18 protein-coding genes are annotated in these 16,201 nt (G+C 71.9%); 4 read left to right on the top strand and 14 right to left on the bottom strand.

What is annotated here, in order from left to right:
* The first annotated feature begins 23 nt into the window (after positions 1 to 23).
* Both BU52_RS35935 and BU52_RS13725 read left to right on the top strand, forming a co-directional pair.
* Entirely contained in the window at positions 24 to 329 is a 306-nt protein-coding gene (locus BU52_RS35935; RefSeq protein WP_037933274.1) for a hypothetical protein, read from the top strand.
* Between the two features lie 71 nt (positions 330 to 400).
* Entirely contained in the window at positions 401 to 802 is a 402-nt protein-coding gene (locus BU52_RS13725; protein WP_037933271.1) for a winged helix-turn-helix transcriptional regulator, read from the top strand.
* On the opposite strand, the gene mutM is transcribed toward BU52_RS13725, so the two are convergent.
* From mutM to BU52_RS13680, 9 genes are all read right to left on the bottom strand, one after another.
* Positions 775 to 1,635: a bifunctional DNA-formamidopyrimidine glycosylase/DNA-(apurinic or apyrimidinic site) lyase gene (mutM, locus tag BU52_RS13720; protein WP_037933268.1), complete on the bottom strand. Its 861-nt coding sequence runs from the start codon at positions 1,633 to 1,635 to the stop codon at positions 775 to 777. The genes BU52_RS13725 and mutM overlap by 28 nt on opposite strands.
* A gap of 77 nt (positions 1,636 to 1,712) precedes the next feature.
* A complete protein-coding gene (rnc, locus tag BU52_RS13715; RefSeq protein ID WP_037933266.1) occupies positions 1,713 to 2,531 on the bottom strand; it encodes a ribonuclease III in 819 nt (272 codons plus the stop codon).
* Between the two features lie 19 nt (positions 2,532 to 2,550).
* The gene (gene rpmF, locus BU52_RS13710) at positions 2,551 to 2,724 is read right to left on the bottom strand and encodes a 50S ribosomal protein L32 (protein ID WP_007493396.1); all 174 of its coding nucleotides are present in this window, start codon (positions 2,722 to 2,724) and stop codon (positions 2,551 to 2,553) included.
* 2 nt (positions 2,725 to 2,726) lie between these two features.
* Positions 2,727 to 3,371 (bottom strand): YceD family protein, encoded by a 645-nt coding sequence (locus BU52_RS13705; protein WP_037933262.1) that lies wholly within the window; start codon positions 3,369 to 3,371, stop codon positions 2,727 to 2,729.
* Positions 3,372 to 3,521: 150 nt separating this feature from the next.
* Entirely contained in the window at positions 3,522 to 4,625 is a 1,104-nt protein-coding gene (locus tag BU52_RS13700; protein WP_037933260.1) for a cell division initiation protein, read from the bottom strand.
* Between the two features lie 109 nt (positions 4,626 to 4,734).
* Entirely contained in the window at positions 4,735 to 5,214 is a 480-nt protein-coding gene (gene coaD / locus BU52_RS13695; protein ID WP_037933258.1) for a pantetheine-phosphate adenylyltransferase, read from the bottom strand.
* 26 nt (positions 5,215 to 5,240) lie between these two features.
* Complete coding sequence (gene rsmD, locus BU52_RS13690) at positions 5,241 to 5,828, bottom strand: 16S rRNA (guanine(966)-N(2))-methyltransferase RsmD (protein WP_037933255.1); 588 nt, start codon at positions 5,826 to 5,828, stop codon at positions 5,241 to 5,243.
* Positions 5,829 to 5,877: 49 nt separating this feature from the next.
* A complete protein-coding gene (recG, locus tag BU52_RS13685) occupies positions 5,878 to 8,085 on the bottom strand; it encodes an ATP-dependent DNA helicase RecG (protein ID WP_037933252.1) in 2,208 nt (735 codons plus the stop codon).
* A gap of 73 nt (positions 8,086 to 8,158) precedes the next feature.
* Entirely contained in the window at positions 8,159 to 9,847 is a 1,689-nt protein-coding gene (locus BU52_RS13680) for a DAK2 domain-containing protein (protein ID WP_037933249.1), read from the bottom strand.
* Between the two features lie 268 nt (positions 9,848 to 10,115).
* On the opposite strand from BU52_RS13680, the gene rpmB reads away from it, so the two are divergent.
* Positions 10,116 to 10,301: a 50S ribosomal protein L28 gene (gene rpmB, locus BU52_RS13675; protein ID WP_003993230.1), complete on the top strand. Its 186-nt coding sequence runs from the start codon at positions 10,116 to 10,118 to the stop codon at positions 10,299 to 10,301.
* 143 nt (positions 10,302 to 10,444) lie between these two features.
* Here rpmB and thiD read toward each other — a convergent pair whose 3' ends face one another.
* Positions 10,445 to 11,242 (bottom strand): bifunctional hydroxymethylpyrimidine kinase/phosphomethylpyrimidine kinase, encoded by a 798-nt coding sequence (gene thiD / locus BU52_RS13670; protein WP_037933246.1) that lies wholly within the window; start codon positions 11,240 to 11,242, stop codon positions 10,445 to 10,447.
* A complete protein-coding gene (locus tag BU52_RS13665) occupies positions 11,239 to 12,204 on the bottom strand; it encodes a thiamine-phosphate kinase (protein WP_037933245.1) in 966 nt (321 codons plus the stop codon). The genes thiD and BU52_RS13665 overlap by 4 nt, the downstream gene beginning before the upstream one ends.
* Before the next feature lie 206 nt (positions 12,205 to 12,410).
* Here BU52_RS13665 and BU52_RS13660 point away from each other — a divergent pair, with 206 nt between their 5' ends.
* Complete coding sequence (locus BU52_RS13660) at positions 12,411 to 12,644, top strand: Lrp/AsnC family transcriptional regulator (protein WP_037933238.1); 234 nt, start codon at positions 12,411 to 12,413, stop codon at positions 12,642 to 12,644.
* Positions 12,645 to 13,022: 378 nt separating this feature from the next.
* Here BU52_RS13660 and BU52_RS13650 read toward each other — a convergent pair whose 3' ends face one another.
* From BU52_RS13650 to BU52_RS13640, 3 genes are all read right to left on the bottom strand, one after another.
* Positions 13,023 to 14,180 (bottom strand): D-alanine--D-alanine ligase family protein, encoded by a 1,158-nt coding sequence (locus BU52_RS13650; RefSeq protein WP_037933232.1) that lies wholly within the window; start codon positions 14,178 to 14,180, stop codon positions 13,023 to 13,025.
* Positions 14,181 to 14,262: 82 nt separating this feature from the next.
* A complete protein-coding gene (locus tag BU52_RS13645) occupies positions 14,263 to 15,273 on the bottom strand; it encodes an NAD(P)H-dependent glycerol-3-phosphate dehydrogenase (RefSeq protein WP_037933230.1) in 1,011 nt (336 codons plus the stop codon).
* Positions 15,270 to 16,067, bottom strand: coding sequence for a lysophospholipid acyltransferase family protein (locus tag BU52_RS13640; RefSeq protein ID WP_037933228.1), 798 nt, complete (start codon positions 16,065 to 16,067; stop codon positions 15,270 to 15,272). Before BU52_RS13640 ends, BU52_RS13645 begins: the two co-directional genes overlap by 4 nt.
* Positions 16,068 to 16,201 lie beyond the last annotated feature (134 nt).

Here is a 16,201-nt window from a genome sequence, read left to right as displayed (position 1 = left end):
CGTCACCCTGACACGATCGGCCCATGACCGACGACGCCTGGCCCGATGCACCGACATATGAGCAGATCCGCCGGGCATGGCCGGCGACCGTGGCCGCGCAGCCCGTAGGCACCCGCGTCACCGGTCAGGTCATCGAGCGCCGGCCTTTCGGCGTCTTCCTTCGCATCGACGAGGTGCCCCTGGCGGTCGGACTGGCGGACATCGGCTCCATGCCGTCCGGCGCGAGCCTTCCGGTACAGGGAGACCGGATCCGTGGAGAAGTCGTCTGGCACACCGATCACAACCATCAGGTGAGGGTCAGACTCAGCGAGTGGATCGGTCGCGGCTGAGTCGGCGGTCGATGCTCACCAGCAGTTAGCGCAATCTGCCGGTTTGCGCTGTTCAGGCGTAGGCTGGACGGGTGACGACCACCGGGAGGCGGTCGGAGGGGCAGGAGTTCCCCTTCGACGTGTTCGCCAGGGCATGCCCCTCGCGCGGCACGCTGGAGCATGTGACCGGCCGCTGGGGCGCGCTGACACTGGGCGCGCTGTACGAGGGCTCGCTCCGGTTCAACGAGCTGCGCCGACGGGTCGACGGCGTGAGCGAGAAGATGCTGTCCCAGACGCTGCACGCGCTGGAGCGTGACGGCTTGGTGCTCCGTGAGGCCCAGCCGACCAACCCGCCCCGCGTGGACTACGAACTGACCCCGCTGGGGCGCGAGGTGGCGGAGCGTCTGCTGTCCCTCATCCACTGCGTGGAGGGCAGCATGGACGCCGTGCTCCGGGCGCGGGAGCGCTACGACGAGACACGCGGCGCCCGCTGACACCGCGGGCAGAAGTAGCTGGACCGGTTCATCCACGCCCGCCGGCGCATCGGTGTGCCGCAGCGTCGGCAGGGCAGGCCCTCGCGGCCGTAGGCGTCCAGGGACCGGTCGAAGTAGCCGGACTCCCCGTTGACGTTGACGTAGAGGCTGTCGAAGCTGGTGCCTCCCACCGCGAGCGCGGCGTTCATCACGTCCCGGACGTGTCCCAGCAGGAGCAGGGTGCGCGGGCGGGTGAAGCCCGCCGTCGGGCGTTCGTAGTGGACGCGGGCGCGCCACAGGGCCTCGTCGGCGTAGATGTTGCCGACACCGCTGATCAGTGACTGGTCGAGCAGGGCCCGCTTGATGGTGGTCCGCCTGCGGCGCAGGGCGCGGTGGAAGGCCTCGTCGTCGAAGAGCGGGTCGAGCGGGTCACGGGCGATGTGCGCGATGACGTCCGGCAGACCGTCGGGGGTGTTGTCGTGCAGCGACAGACCGCCGAAGGTGCGCTGGTCGACGAACCGCAGTTCGGTGTCCAGGGCGTCGGTGAAGCGGACGCGGACGCGCAGGTGCTTCTCGTCCGGCGCCGTTCGGGGCTGGACCAGCAACTGGCCGCTCATGCCGAGGTGGGCCAGCACGGACTGGCCGGTGTCCTCCAGCGGCAGCCAGAGGTACTTGCCGCGGCGGCCGGGCACGCCGACGCGGTGGCCCCGCAGCCGGTGCGCGAAGTCGTCGGCACCGGCGAGGTGACGGCGCACCGCGCGTGGATGCAGCACTTCGGCGTCGGCGACGGTCCGGTGGGCGACCCACCGCTCGAGTCCGCGCCGTACGACCTCGACCTCGGGCAGCTCGGGCATGGTCTCCCTCCAGGAACCGGGGTGAGCGCGCCGAGCGCCCACCCCGGCGTCGGGGCGGGCGCTCGGGTCGCTGTACGTCAGGCGGAGGCCGACGGGGCGTCGGCGCTCTTTCCGGAGGCCGCGGCTTCGGCGGCCTGGACGACCTCTTCGGCCTCCGTCGCCGCCTTGGCCCGCTCGTCCGCCGCGGCCCGGATGGACCGCCACGCGGACTCGGCGGCCTGCTGCTCCGCCTCCTTCTTGCTGCGGCCGGTGCCGGTGCCGTACGAGACGCCTCCGACGCGGGCGGCAGCAGTGAAGGTCTTCTCGTGGTCCGGGCCGGTCTCCGTGACCAGGTACTCGGGCACGCCGAGCCCTTCGGTCGCGGTGAGCTCCTGGAGACTGGTCTTCCAGTCCAGGCCGGCACCGAGGTTCGAGGACTTCTCGATCAGGGGATCGAACAGGCGGTGCACCAGCTCCGCCGCCGAGTCCAGCCCCTGGTCGAGATAGACGGCGCCGATCACCGCTTCGAGGGTGTCGGCGAGGATGGATGCCTTGTCCCGGCCTCCCGTGCCCTCTTCACCGCGGCCGAGCCGGATGAAGGAGCCCAGTTCGAGCCCGCGGCCCACTTCCGCCAGCGCACGCGAGTTGACCACCGCGGCCCGCAGCTTGGCCAGCTGGCCTTCGGGCAGATCGGGGTGGGTGCGGTACAGCGTGTCCGTGACGACGAGGCCGAGCACGGAGTCCCCGAGGAACTCCAGCCGCTCGTTCGTCGGCAGACCGCCGTTCTCGTACGCGTAGGAACGGTGGGTCAGCGCGCGCACCAGAAGGGCGGACTCGACCTGGTAGCCGAGCCGCCCTTCCAGAAGCGTGTGGGACGAGGCCTGGTTGTCCGCAGAGTTCTTCTTCGGCGTGGACACAGTGCCTCTCACCAGCCGCTCAGACCTCGAGGACCTGGCGCTTGTTGTAGGTGCCGCAAGACGGGCACGCGATGTGCTGCAGCTTGGGCTCGTGGCAGCGCTCGCACGCAACCAGGGTGGGGACCGCAGCCTTCCACTGCGACCGGCGGTGGCGCGTGTTGCTGCGCGACATCTTCCGCTTCGGAACAGCCACGGCTACTTCTCCTGCTTCTCGTCGACGCCAGGTTCGGCGCCGCTCATCTCGTCCTTCTCGCCGTCCGTCATGGTGTCGGCGAGTCCCTGCAAAGCCGCCCAACGGATGTCGACGGCATCATGGTGGTGGTCCGGGTCGTCAGCGAGCCGTGCTCCGCACTCGGAGCACAGACCCGGGCAGTCTTCCCGGCACACCGGCTGCATCGGCAGTGCGAGCACCACCGCGTCGCGCAGCACCGGTTCGAGGTCGAGCAAGCCGTCCTCGAGGAAGAGCCGGTCCTCGTCGTCCTCGGCGTCGTCGCCCGGTTCCGCGATCACGCGGCCCCGGTCGTCGGCGTCATGGTACGAGAACAGCTCCTGGAAGTCCGCTTCGAGCTCCAGCTCCAGCGGCTCCAGACACCTTACGCACTCCCCCCGGGCCTTGGCACGGCCGGTGCCTGTGACGAGCACACCTTCCATGACCGACTCGAGCCGGAGATCGAGCTCCACCGGGGCGCCCTCGGGCACTCCGATGACCCCTTGGATACCGAGGTCCATGGGGGCGTCGACCGTACGGGACAGACGCTGCAGCGCACCGGGCCGCCGCCCCAGCTCGTGCGTGTCGAACACGAGGGGGTTGCGGTGGTCGAGGCGGGCGTTCAGGGTCATTCCTGCTTTCGGTCTTCGAGCTCAGGGGGTACCGCTGCCGTGCGGGTTTCCCGGGCAGCTCGGATCGCGGACGTATACGGCGACAGCGCAAGCGCACACGCGACCGAAGAGCCAGGATACTGGACCTTTCGCTCTCGGCCCAATCCGCCCCTACAGACCCCGCTCGCGCTCGTAGGCACGCAGCTGCTCGGGAGTGATCATGCTGGTGTCGAAGAGACTGGTCTCGTCCAGGGCGTAGCCCTGCTGGGCCTGCTGCCGGGGCTGCGGGGTGCGCTGGGCCTGCTGGGCCTGGTTCGGGTCGTACGCCTGCTGCTGGGCGTCGTAGCCCTGATACCCGGCGTACGGGTCGGCCTGCTGGACGGGGCCGCCTCCCGCCGGAGCGTAACCGGAGGTGGGCGAGTACGGGTCCTGCCCGCCGCCGTACTGCTGCTGGTACCCCCCGTAGGAGTCCTGCTGCTGCGCGTAGCCGTAGGCCGGCTCGGGCTGCGTGTACGGCTGCCGCGGCCGCGGTTCCGGCTGCTCGGGCGGGGACTGGTCGCCGTCCGCCGCGAGGCCGGCGAGGTAGTCCGCGTCGCTGGTGTGCTGGACGGTCGTGAGGTCGTCCGCGAGGGCGCCGAGGTCGTCGGAGGCGATCCGGCCGTGCAGCTTCTGCCGGCCCTTCCCGACCGCCTCCAGGGTCTTGGCGAGGACCGCCTCGAAGGCGCCGAGCTTGACGTCGACGTACTCGTCGGCACTGCGGCGCAAAGTCTCCGGGTCATGGCTCCGCTCGGGGGCGTCCTCGTCCGCGTAGCCCTGCTCGTCGAGGCCGGGGCCGGTGCCGAGCAGCTTCTCGCGGCCGCGGCCGACGGAGCCGAGCGTCTTGGTGAGGACGACCTCGAAGTTGGCGAGCTTGGAGTCGACGTAGTCGTCGGCCTCCGCGCGGATCTCCTCGGCCTCCTTGCGGGCCTCGGCGAGGATCCGGTCGGCCTCGGACTGCGAGCGGCGGGCGATCTCGGTGTCGGAGATCAGGGAGCCGCGCTGGGCATGGGCGCTCTCGATGATCCGCTCGGCCTCCTGGCGGGCCTGCTCGACCATCTGCTCCCGGCCCCCGATCAACTCCTGTGCCTGGGCGAGGGAGTCGGGCAGCGCCGCGCGCACCTCGTCCAGCATCGAGAGCAGTTCGGCGCGGTTGACCACGCACGAGGCCGACATGGGCATCGACCGGGCACCGGAGACCGCGGCGACGATCTCGTCGAGCTTCTTCTGCACGTCCACCTGTGCTCGCCACTCTCTACAGCTGTGTTGGAGACGGACGGGACGACTGTACGGCCCTGGGGCGCCCGGTGGACACCGGGCGCCCGGACGGCGACGGTCGTGCGCCCGGTCAGTCCTTGTGCAGGCGTCCGGTGAGGGCCGTCAGGACCTCCGGCGGCACCAGGTGGGAGACGTCGCCGCCCCACGCCGCGACCTCCTTGACGAGCGAGGAGGACAGGAAGCTGTAGGTGGGGTTGGTGGGGACGAAGAGCGTCTCCACGCCGGAGAGGCCGTTGTTCATCTGGGCCATCTGCAGCTCGTAGTCGAAGTCGCTGACGGCGCGCAGTCCCTTGACGATGGCGGGGATCTCGCGCTGCTTGCAGAAGTCCACGAGGAGGCCGTGGAACGCCTCGACGCGGACGTTGCCGTACTCGGCGGTGACCCGGCGGATGAGGTCGATCCGCTCCTCGATCTCGAACAGTCCCTTCTTGGACTGATTGATCATCACCGCGACGTAGACCTCGTCGTACAGGCGGGAGGCCCGGGCGATGATGTCGAGGTGTCCGTTGGTGATCGGGTCGAACGACCCGGGGCATACGGCGCGGCGCACTGGTGATCCCTCGCTCTCCGGTCCGGTCATCGTGCGTCTTCGCACGTAGAGGCGGCGCGACCGTACCAAAACGTTCCCTCGCCGTAGCGGCGGGCCCGGACCGCCTCGAAGCCGGGCGGCCAGGCGAATTCCCCGCCTCTGGTGCTGCGCTCCACGGTGACGAGGGCTTCGTCCGTGAGCCAGCCCTCCGAGCGGAGTGTGAGCAGGATCTCGCGAAGATCGTCGTCCGGGACGGCGTAGGGCGGGTCCAGGAAGACGATGTCGTACGGCTCCCGCGGGGGCGCCTCCCGGACGATCTGTTCCGCTTTGCCGGATCTGACCTCGGCGCCGGGGAGCCCGAGCGCCTTCACGTTCTCCCGGACCGTGCGGACGGCCCGGGCGGCGGCCTCGACGAGCAGGACGTGCCCCGCGCCCCGGGACAGCGCCTCCAGCCCGACGGCACCGGAACCGGCGTACAGGTCGAGGACGCGCTCGCCGTCCAGCGGGCCGCCGAGCAGCGACTGCCAGGTGGAGAAGAGGCCTTCGCGCGCCCGGTCGGAGGTCGGGCGGGTGCCTTGGCCCGGCGGGACGGCCAGGCGGCGTCCGCCGGCCGCGCCGGCGATCACGCGGGTCATGTCCTCGGTCCTTGTCGGTGTGTGCTGGTCGGTGGCCGTTCCCAGTCTGTCAGCCCTTTTCCAGATACTGCTCCCGCTCCTCGTCCAGCAGCGCCTCCAGGGCCGTGCGCAGGGCGGGCAGGTCCGTCAGCTCAGGGTCGGCGGCGACGATCCTCGTGGCCTCCTCGCGGGCCTCGGCGATGATCTCCTCGTCGTCGATGACGGCGAGCATGCGCAGGCTGGAGCGTGTGCCGGACTGGGCCTGGCCCAGCACGTCGCCCTCGCGGCGCTGCTCCAGGTCGATCCGGGAGAGCTCGAAGCCGTCGAGGGTGGAGGCGACGGCGGTCAGGCGCTGCCGGGCGGCGCTCGCCTCGGGCATCTCGGTGACCAGCAGGCACAGGCCGGGGGCCGAGCCGCGGCCGACGCGGCCGCGCAGCTGGTGGAGCTGGGAGACGCCGAAGCGGTCGGCGTCCATGATCACCATTGCGGTGGCGTTCGGGACGTTGACCCCCACCTCGATGACGGTCGTGGCGACCAGGACGTCGGCCTCGCCGGCGGCGAAGCGGCGCATGACGGCGTCCTTGTCGTCCGGCTGCATGCGTCCGTGCAGGACCTCGACCCCAAGGCCCCGCAGCGGCCCCTTCGCCAGGTGGTCGGCGACGTCCAGGACGGCGAGCGGGGGCCGCTTCTCGGCGTCGTCCTCGGGGGACTTCTTCTTCGCCGTCCCCTTGGGGGCGTCCTCCTCGTCACCGATGCGGGGGCAGACCACGTACGCCTGGTGGCCGTTCGCCACCTCCTCGCGCACCCGCTCCCAGGCGCGGGCGAGGAAGTGCGGCTTGTCGGCGGCCGGCACCACGTGGCTGGCGATCGGCGAGCGCCCGGCGGGGAGCTGGTCCAGGACGGAGGTCTCCAGGTCGCCGAAGACGGTCATGGCGACCGTGCGCGGGATGGGCGTGGCGGTCATGACGAGCAGGTGCGGGGGCTGTTTGCCCTTGCCGCGCAGGGCGTCACGCTGCTCCACGCCGAAGCGGTGCTGTTCGTCGACCACGACCAGGCCCAGGTCATGGAACTGCACCTTGTCCTCGATCAGCGCGTGTGTGCCGATGACGATGCCGGCCTCGCCGGTCGCCAGGTCGAGCAGCGCGTGGCGGCGGGCGGCCGCCCCCATGGAACCGGTGAGCAGCACCACCTTGGTGGCGTCGTCCGCTCCCCCGAGCATCCCTCCCTCGGCGAGCTCCCCCATCATCTCGGTGACCGACCGGTGGTGCTGCTGGGCGAGCACCTCGGTGGGCGCGAGCATCGCCGCCTGCCCGCCCGCGTCGACGACGGCGAGCATGGCGCGCAGGGCGACCATGGTCTTGCCGCTGCCGACCTCGCCCTGGAGCAGGCGGTGCATGGGATGTTCGGTGGCGAGGTCGGTGAAGATCTCCTCGGTGACCTTCCGCTGGCCCTCGGTGAGGGTGAAGGGGAGCCGGGCGTCGAAGGCGGTGAGGAGGCCGTCGGGCTTCGGCCGCCGGGCGACGGCGGGCAGTTGCGCGTCGGCGTGACGGCGGCGGGCGAGGGCGGTCTGGAGGACGAAGGCCTCGTCCCATTTGAGGCGGGCGCGGGCTTCCTCGATGTCCGCCCTGGTGTGCGGACGGTGGATCTTCAGCAGGGCCTCGGGGAGCGGGAGCAGTCCGCGGCCCGCGCGCAGGGAGTCCGGGAGCGGGTCCAGGGCCTCCTGGGCACTGGGCAGGACCGTCTGGAGCGCCTTGCCGATCTTCCAGGACTCCATCTTGGCGGTGGCGGGGTAGATCGGGATGAGGGCGCCGGCCCAGGTCTCGACCGTCTCCCCGGCGTCGCCGCGCAGCAACTCGTATGCAGGGTGGGCGAGTTGCAGACGGCGGTTGAAGACGGAGACCTTGCCGGCGAACATCGCGCGGGTGCCCGGCAGGAGTTCCTTGTGGGGCTTGTGGACGCCGGCGCCGAAGAAGACCAGTTGCAGCCGGCCGCTGCCGTCCGTGATGGTCACCTCAAGGCGCTGGCCCTTGCCGCGCGGGGCCTTGGCGGAGGCGAAGGTGTGCAGGCGGGCGTCGGCCACCTGGGCGACCACCGTGACGTGTTCGTCCATGGGGAGGTCGGCGAGGTGGGTGAGCCGGCCCCGCTCCTCGTACCGGCGCGGGTAGTGGTGGAGGAGGTCGCCGACGGTCTGCAGGCCGAGGTGCTCGGCCATCACCTTCGCGGTGGCGGGGCCGAGCACCTTCTTCAGTGGTTCTTCCAGTGCGGGCACGGGATCCATTGCACACCACGGCACCGACAACGGGGGGAGGGCGGGGTCGCCCTTTCGGGCCGCGTCCCGGGGGACCGCCGGTTCACTCGACCCCGATGAGGAGGAGGGCGCCCTGTCCGCCGCCGTGGTAGACCACCGTGTCGACGGCGAGGTAGCCCTCGCGGACGCGGGCCTCCAGGCGGGCGGCGACGGATGCGGGGGCGCCGTCACCGAGGACCAGGGTGACCAGTTCGCCGCCGGCCGCGAGCATGCGGTCGAGCACGGCCTCGGCGGTGGCCGTGACGTCCTCCCCGATCACGGCGACGTCGCCGTCGACCAGGCCGAGGACGTCCCCTGCCTGGCAGATGCCCGCCATCGTCCAGGACTGGCGCTCGGCGACGGTGACCTCGGCGTAGCGGGTCGCGCCCGCCGCGGACGTCATCGCCACCACGTCCTCGTCGAAGCGGCGTCCCGGCTCGTGCACGGCCAGCGCCGCGATGCCCTGGACCGCGGAGCGGGTCGGGATGAGGGCCGCCCTGACGCCCTCGGCCCGTACCTGCTCGGCCGCGGCGGCCGCGGTGTGGCGCAGGTCCGCGTCGTTGGGCAGCAGGACCACCTCGCGCGCGTGCGCCCGCCGTACGGCCTCGACGAGCTCGCCGCTGGCGGGCGGCTCCCCGGGGCGGGCGAGCACGGTGGTCGCGCCCGCCTCCGTGTACAGCCCCGCCAGACCCTCCCCTGGCACCACGGCCACGACGGCCCGCTCGGCGCGTTCGCCCCGGGTCCACTCGGCGCCCGTCGTGTGGACGTCCCCGGCCCCGAAGTGGGTGATGCGGATCCGGTACGGCCGCCCGGCCTCGACTCCGGCCTCCACCGCGGCGCCGGCGTCGTCGACGTGCACGTGGACGTTCCACAGCCCGTCCCCGCCGACCACGACGAGCGAGTCGCCCAGCCCGTCCAGCCGTTCCCGCAGTCGCGCCACGGCCGCGTCCCCGGCCTCCAGCAGGTAGATCACCTCGAAGGCGGGTCCCCCCGGCCCCGGTGCGGAAGCGCCGTCCGCGCACTCGGCCGTTCCCGGGAACGTGCCGTCGCGGGCCGCCACGCGCGCGTGCCGATCGCGCGGCGTCTCCCCGGTGAACGTCGCCACCAGTGCCGCGAGCACCGCCAGCAGTCCCCTGCCGCCGGCGTCCACCACACCCGCGCGCCGGAGCACCGGGAGCTGGTCCGGTGTCTCGGCGAGCGCCGCCCGGGCGCCGTCGTGGGCCGCCCGGGCCACCGCCCCGCAGTCGCCCTCCGCCGCCCCGGCGGCGTCGGCGGCGTCGGCGGCGGCCGAGGCCACCGTGAGGACCGTGCCTTCGACGGGGTGCGCCACCGCCTGCCGCGCGGAGTCGGCCGCGTGCCTCAGGGCGAGCCCCAGTGCCCGGCCGTCGGCGTGGCCCGGGGCCCCGTCGCCGGTCAGCACCTGGGCCATCCCGCGCAGCATCTGCGCCAGGATCGTCCCGGAGTTCCCACGGGCGCCGATCAGCGCTCCGTGCGCCATCGCCCGTACCGCGTCCGCCAGGGTCGGCCCCGGCTCCCGGCTCCCGCCGGCCTCGTGACCCGCGAAGACCGCCTCCACCGCCGCCGCCGCCGATTCGACGGTCAGGTAGAGGTTCGTTCCGGTGTCGCCGTCCGCCACGGGATAGACGTTGATCGCGTCGATCTCCTCCCGGGCCCGCCCCAGGGCGTCGAGCGCGAGACCGCACCAGGCACGCACCGCGAGAGCATCGAAGAATGTCTGCGGCACCTGCGCCACCTGCGCCTCCCTGAGCTGCCGGCCGTGGCAGGCAGCGTAGACGGTGAGGGGCTTCCCACCGGAAGAGGGCCGCAGGCGGGCCCCTGAGCTGCCGTGGTAGTTTCGTTCTACGGGTGCAGCCGTTGTATGCTGCTCCGGTTGCCCGATCCGATCGGGCCTCTCCCCTGGCAACGCCACTCAGATTCCCACCGGGCTCCTGGAGCCCAGGATCCTGATCCCGGCATGCCGGGATCAACCGTAAGTGCATCTGAAGTCTTTGGAGTGACCCGTGGCTGCCAACTGCGACGTCTGCGGCAAGGGGCCGGGCTTCGGCAACAACATCTCGCACTCGCACCGCCGTACGTCCCGCCGCTGGAACCCGAACATCCAGCGTGTGCGTACCGTGGTCGGCGGGACGCCGAAGCGCGTGAACGCCTGCACCTCGTGCATCAAGGCCGGCAAGGTCTCGCGCTGACGCTTTCGCTGAGCGCGCGGCCACAACCGGTTTCGCCGCAACGGCCGGTCCACCTCGGTGGACCGGCTTTTTGCTGTGCCGCGGTGCCCTGTCGGGGTGCCCGGACCGGCGGTTCGGGGGAACGGCCTGACGGGCCGCCGCGGTCAGCGCGGCACGCGCAGGTTCCAGGCGTGGTCCACCGGTCCGATGCCCGCGCCCAGGGCGAAGCCGGCCGCGATGGCTCCGGTGACGTAGTCCTTGGCCGCCGTCACCGCCTCCGGTACGGAGTGCCCCTTCGCCAGGTGTGACGCGATCGCCGACGCGAGCGTGCAGCCCGTGCCGTGCGTGTGCCGGTTGTCGTGTCTCGGCGCCCGCAGCCAGTGCTCCTCGGACCCGTCGGTGAGCAGGTCCACCGCGTCACCGGAGAGATGGCCGCCCTTGATCACCACCCAGCGCGGACCGAACTCCAGCACCGCCTCGGCCGCCCGGCGCAGATCGGCCTGCGAGCCCACCCGGACGCCCGTGAGCTGCGCCACCTCGTCCAGGTTGGGCGTGGCCACCGTCGCCACGGGCAGCAGCGCGGTCCGTACGGAGTCCAGCGCCGAGGCCGCGAGCAGCGGGTCCCCGTGCTTGGAGACCCCCACCGGGTCGACGACCGCCGGCGCGTCCGTACCGGCGATCAAGTCGGCCACCGCCTCGACGAGTTCGGCGGAGGACAGCATGCCGGTCTTGACCGCCTGCACGCCGATGTCGTCGACGACGCTGCGGTACTGGGCCCGCACCGCCTCCACCGGCAGCTCCCAGGCACCCTGTACGCCCAGGGAGTTCTGCGCGGTCACCGCGGTGAGCACGCTCATGCCGTGCACGCCGAGGGCGAGCATCGCCTTCAGGTCGGCCTGGATGCCCGCGCCCCCGCCGGAGTCGGAGCCGGCGACGGTGAGGACCCTGGGCGGCGCGCTCACGACTCGATGTCCGCGAAGTGGTCCCAGCCGCCCTGGCTCGTCCAGGGCGCTCCGTCGACCGTCACCTGGGGCAGTGCCGACGGGTTGAGCACCTCGCCGATCACCTTCCAGCGGGCCGGCAGCTTCACGTCCGGCGGGAAGGTCGCCACGATCGCGTGGTCCTCCCCCCCGGTCAGCACCCACTGCATCGGGTCGACGCCGACGGCCTGGCCGATGTCGTTCATCTGCGAGGGGATGTCGATCGCGCCGGAGCGGATGTCGATGCGCACCTTGCTGGCCTCGGCGATGTGCCCGAGGTCGGCGATCAGGCCGTCGCTCACGTCGCACATCGCGGTGGCGCCGAGACCGGCGGCCGCCGGTCCGGCGTGGTACGGCGGTTCGGGTCGCCGGTGCGCCTCGACGAAGGCGCGCGGCGAGCGGAACCCGCGCGAGAGCACCGCGTGCCCGGCCGCGGACCAGCCCAGCCAGCCGGTCACCGCGACGAGGTCACCGGGCTGCGCGCCGCCCCGGGTCACGGGCTCCTGGTTGCGCAGGTCGCCGAGCGCGGTGATCGACACCATGATCGTGTCGCCGCGGACGACGTCACCGCCGACGACCGCGGCGCCGGCCACCTGACACTCGTCGCGCAGGCCGTCCATCAGCTCGCTGGGCCAGGTCACCGGCAGTTCCGCCGGGACGACGAGGCCGAGCAGCAGCGCGGTCGGCACGGCGCCCATGGCGGCGATGTCGGCCAGGTTCTGCGCGGCGGCCTTGCGGCCGACGTCGTAGGCCGTGGACCAGTCGCGCCGGAAGTGCCGGCCCTCCAGCAGGATGTCTGTGCTGGCCACGACCCTCCGGTCGGGCGCGGAGACCACCGCGGCGTCGTCGCCGGGGCCGACCCGGACCGCCGGGGTGGTGGTGAGACGGGAGGTGAGCTCCCTGATGAGCCCGAACTCACCGAGCTCACCAACAGTGCCCTTCATTGCCCTTTCGCCCCTTCTTTACCTGTCCGTGCCCGGTCGCGAGTCGTCCGAGTCCTCGCTACGGTCGAGATGACCGTCAACTTCTCTCGTGCCTGTACCCCGGCGCGCAAGACCCGGTTCCCGCAGGTCTCCCCGCGACGAGTGGCAACGCGATACCGTGGCGTTCCTTTTCCCCACATGATCCTCGTGGCCGCCCTGGAGGTTCCGTGGTACAGGCGTACATCCTGATCCAGACGGAGGTCGGCAAAGCGTCGACCGTCGCCGAGCTGATCGGCAAGATCCCTGGAGTCATCCAGGCCGAGGACGTGACCGGACCGTACGACGTGATCGTGCGCGCGCAGGCCGACACCGTCGACGACCTGGGCCGCATGGTGGTTGCCAAGGTCCAGCAGGTGGACGGCATCACCCGTACCCTGACCTGCCCGGTCGTCCATCTGTAGCCCTCGTCTCCCCCTGTGCCGGTGAACTCCTTCCGTCACCGGCACACCGTTGCCCCCGCGCTCGCGGTGCTGGTCACCGCCGCGGGCTGCTCCTCAGCAGACGACAGCGCGTCCGCGGCGGTTCCGGCCCGGACGCGAAGGTCACCGAGCTGTGCCGGAACCCGGACGAGGTCCGGCCGGCGACGGTGGACGGTGAGAGTCGCGACGATCCCGGACCCGCGTCCGAACCGGCCGCGGGCCGGGGCGGCGTGGCGATCATACTGCGGCGCGCGCCCGCCGCTCCCCGGGAGACGGACGGCCGCCGCGGACGGCACCGCTCACGGCAGAAGGCGAACCCCGAGGGGTCCGCCTTCTCCCGGTGGTGGACGGTGGCGCGGCTCAGCGCAGGCCGGTCGACCGGCGCAGCGCCGCCCGCACCAGCAGGTCCACCAGTTCCGGGTAGCCCACCCCGGTGGCCTGCCACATCTGCGGGTACATCGAGATGGGGGTGAAGCCGGGCATCGTGTTGATCTCGTTGATCACGAACTCGCCCTCCTCGGTGAGGAAGAAGTCCGCGCGCACGAGTCCCTCGCAGGAGGCGGCGTCGAACGCCTCGACCGCGAGCCGGCGCACCTCGGCCGTCTCCTCGTCGGTCAGCGGCGCGGGCACGACGCCGGGCGTGGAGTCGATGTACTTGGCCTCGAAGTCGTAGTACGCGTGCGCGTCGGGCGGCGGGATCTCGGCCGGCAGCGACGCGCGCGGACCGTCCTCGAACTCCAGCACCCCGCACTCGATCTCGCGGCCGCGCAGCGCCGCCTCCACGAGGAACTTCGGGTCGTGGCGCCGTGCCTCGGCGATCGCCTCGTCCAGCCCGGCGGGGCCCTCGACCTTGGTGATGCCGATCGACGAGCCCGCGCGCGCCGGCTTCACGAACAGCGGCCAGCCGTGCTCGCCGGCGAAGTCGACGATCCTCTTGCGGGCGGCGGACTCGTCCTGCTCCCACTGGCGCGGCCGGATCACCAGGTACGGGCCGACCTTGAGCCCGAAGGAGGTGAACACCCGCTTCATGTACTCCTTGTCCTGGCCGACGGCCGAGGCGAGCACGCCCGAGCCGACGTACGGGACGCCGGAGAGTTCTAGGAGACCCTGGAGGGTCCCGTCCTCGCCGTAGGGGCCGTGCAGCACCGGGAAGACCACGTCGACCTCGCCCAGGGCCTTGGGCACCGAACCCGGCTCGCTGTAGACGACTTCGCGGCTGGCGGGGTCGACGGGGAGCACCACTGAACCCTCGGTCAACTCGGCGAGCTGGTCGACGCTGGGCGTACGGCGGTCGCTGATCGTCATGCGGTCCGGCTCGTCGACGGTGAGCGCCCAGCGGCCGTCGGGGGTGATGCCGATCGGCATGACGTCGTACTTGCTCCGGTCGATGGCCTTGAGGACGGCGCCGGCGGTGACCACGGAGATCCCGTGTTCGGAGCTTCGCCCGCCGAACACAACGGCCACACGCGGCTTGCGGGACGGCTGCTCGGGGCTCTGGGGGAGGTTCTCGGTGCTCATATCGCGACGAGAGTACCTGCTGGCCGAGCCGCGGGTCAGCGCCCGCAACGCCGAGCGTGAACCGAACGGGGGGGGCTGTCGCTCAGCGTCGTTCGGGCTTCGCGCTGCGCGACATCAGCTCCTTGACGGCGACCACGGGAGGCTTGCCCTCGTGCACGATGGCGACGACCGTCTCGGTGAGCGGCATGTCGACGCCGTGCCTGCGGGCCAGATCGAGCACCGACTCGCAGGACTTGACGCCCTCGGCGGTCTGCCTGGTGACCGCGATGGTCTCCTGCAGCGTCAGTCCCTTGCCGAGATTGGTGCCGAAGGTGTGGTTGCGGGACAGCGGCGAGGAGCAGGTGGCCACCAGGTCGCCCAGGCCCGCGAGTCCGGAGAAGGTCAGCGGGTCGGCGCCGAGCGCGACGCCGAGCCGGGTGGTCTCGGCGAGACCGCGGGTGATGAGGGAGCCCTTGGTGTTGTCGCCGAGCCCCATGCCGTCCGCGATGCCGACGGCCAGCCCGATCACGTTCTTCACGGCGCCGCCCAGCTCGCAGCCGATGACGTCGGTGTTGGTGTAGGGGCGGAAGTACGGGGTGTGGCAGGCGGTCTGGAGCCGCTGGGCGACGCCTTCGTCGGTGCAGGCGACCACCGCGGCGGCGGGCATGCGGGCGGCGATCTCCCGGGCCAGGTTGGGGCCGGTGACGACGGCGATGCGCTCGGGGCCGACCTTGGCGACGTCGTCGATCACCTCGCTCATCCGCATCGCGGAGCCGAGTTCGACGCCCTTCATCAGCGACACCAGGACCGTGCGGGGGGCGAGCAGCCCGGTCCACTCGGCGAGGTTTCCGCGCAGCGTCTGCGAGGGGATCGCGAGGACGGTGAAATCGGCGCCGCGCGCCGCCTCGGCGGCGTCCGCGGTGGCCCGCAGGTTCTCGGGGAGTTCGACGCCGGGCAGGTAGTCGGGGTTGGTGCGGGTGGAGTTGACCGCCTCGGCGAGTTCGGGGCGCCGTCCCCACAGCACGACGTCGCAGCCGGCGTCGGCGAGGACCATGCCGAAGGCCGTCCCCCACGATCCGGTGCCGAAGACGGCCGCCTTGACCGGCTTGCTCACGTGCCCAGCCCCTCTTCCCGCGCGGTCGGCCTGCCGCCCCGCGTCCTCTCCCGCCGCCGCTGCGTATGCGTCCTGCGGCGCTGTTCGATCCGCTCCCGGCGCGGGTCGTAGGGCGTCTCGGGCGCCCTCTCGCCGCGGATCCGCTCGAGCTGGGCGGTGATGGCCGCCATGATGGCCTCGGTCGCCTCCTTGAGCAGTTCCGGGGTCATCTCCTGGTCGTAGAAGCGGTCGAGGTCCACCGGCGGCCCGGCCAGCACCCGGCTGGTCTTGCGCGGCAGGAGGCTGGGCTTCTTCGCGTACGGCGGCAGCAGTTCGTTGGCGCCCCACTGGGCGACCGGGATCACGGGACACTTGGTCTGCAGCGCGACGCGGGCGGCGCCGGTCTTGCCGGTCATGGGCCAGCCGTCCGGGTCCCGGGTGAGGGTGCCCTCGGGGTAGAAGGCGACGCACTCGCCGCGCTCCACGGCGTCGATCGCGGCCCGGAAGGCGCTGAGCGCGTCGGTGCTCTCGCGGTACACGGGGATCTGTCCGGTGCCGCGCATGGCGGCGCCGATGAATCCCTTGTTGAAAAGGCCGCTCTTCGCCAGGAATCGCGGAACACGTCCGGTGTTGTACTGAAAGTGCGCATAGGCGAAGGGATCGACGTGCGAATTGTGGTTCACCACGGTGATAAATCCACCCTCGGCCGGAATGTTCTCCATTCCGCGCCAGTCCCGCTTGAGGAGAACCACCAGCGGCGGTTTGCAGATCACCGCGGCGAAGCGGTACCAGAAGCCGATTCTGCGGCGCGGCACAAGTACACCTTCCTCTTCCGAACGACAGGCCAAGGGCCCGGCCCCGGAGGCCGGGCGGGCGCACAAGTGTCGCCCCGGGCCGCCGGTCTGTCGAGAACACCGTACGCCCCGACCCCCTCGCGCCCCCGTGCTCC

Source organism: Streptomyces toyocaensis (genome assembly GCF_000725125.1).
Taxonomy (GTDB): domain Bacteria; phylum Actinomycetota; class Actinomycetes; order Streptomycetales; family Streptomycetaceae; genus Streptomyces; species Streptomyces toyocaensis.
This window is presented reverse-complemented; position numbering and strand designations above follow the sequence as displayed.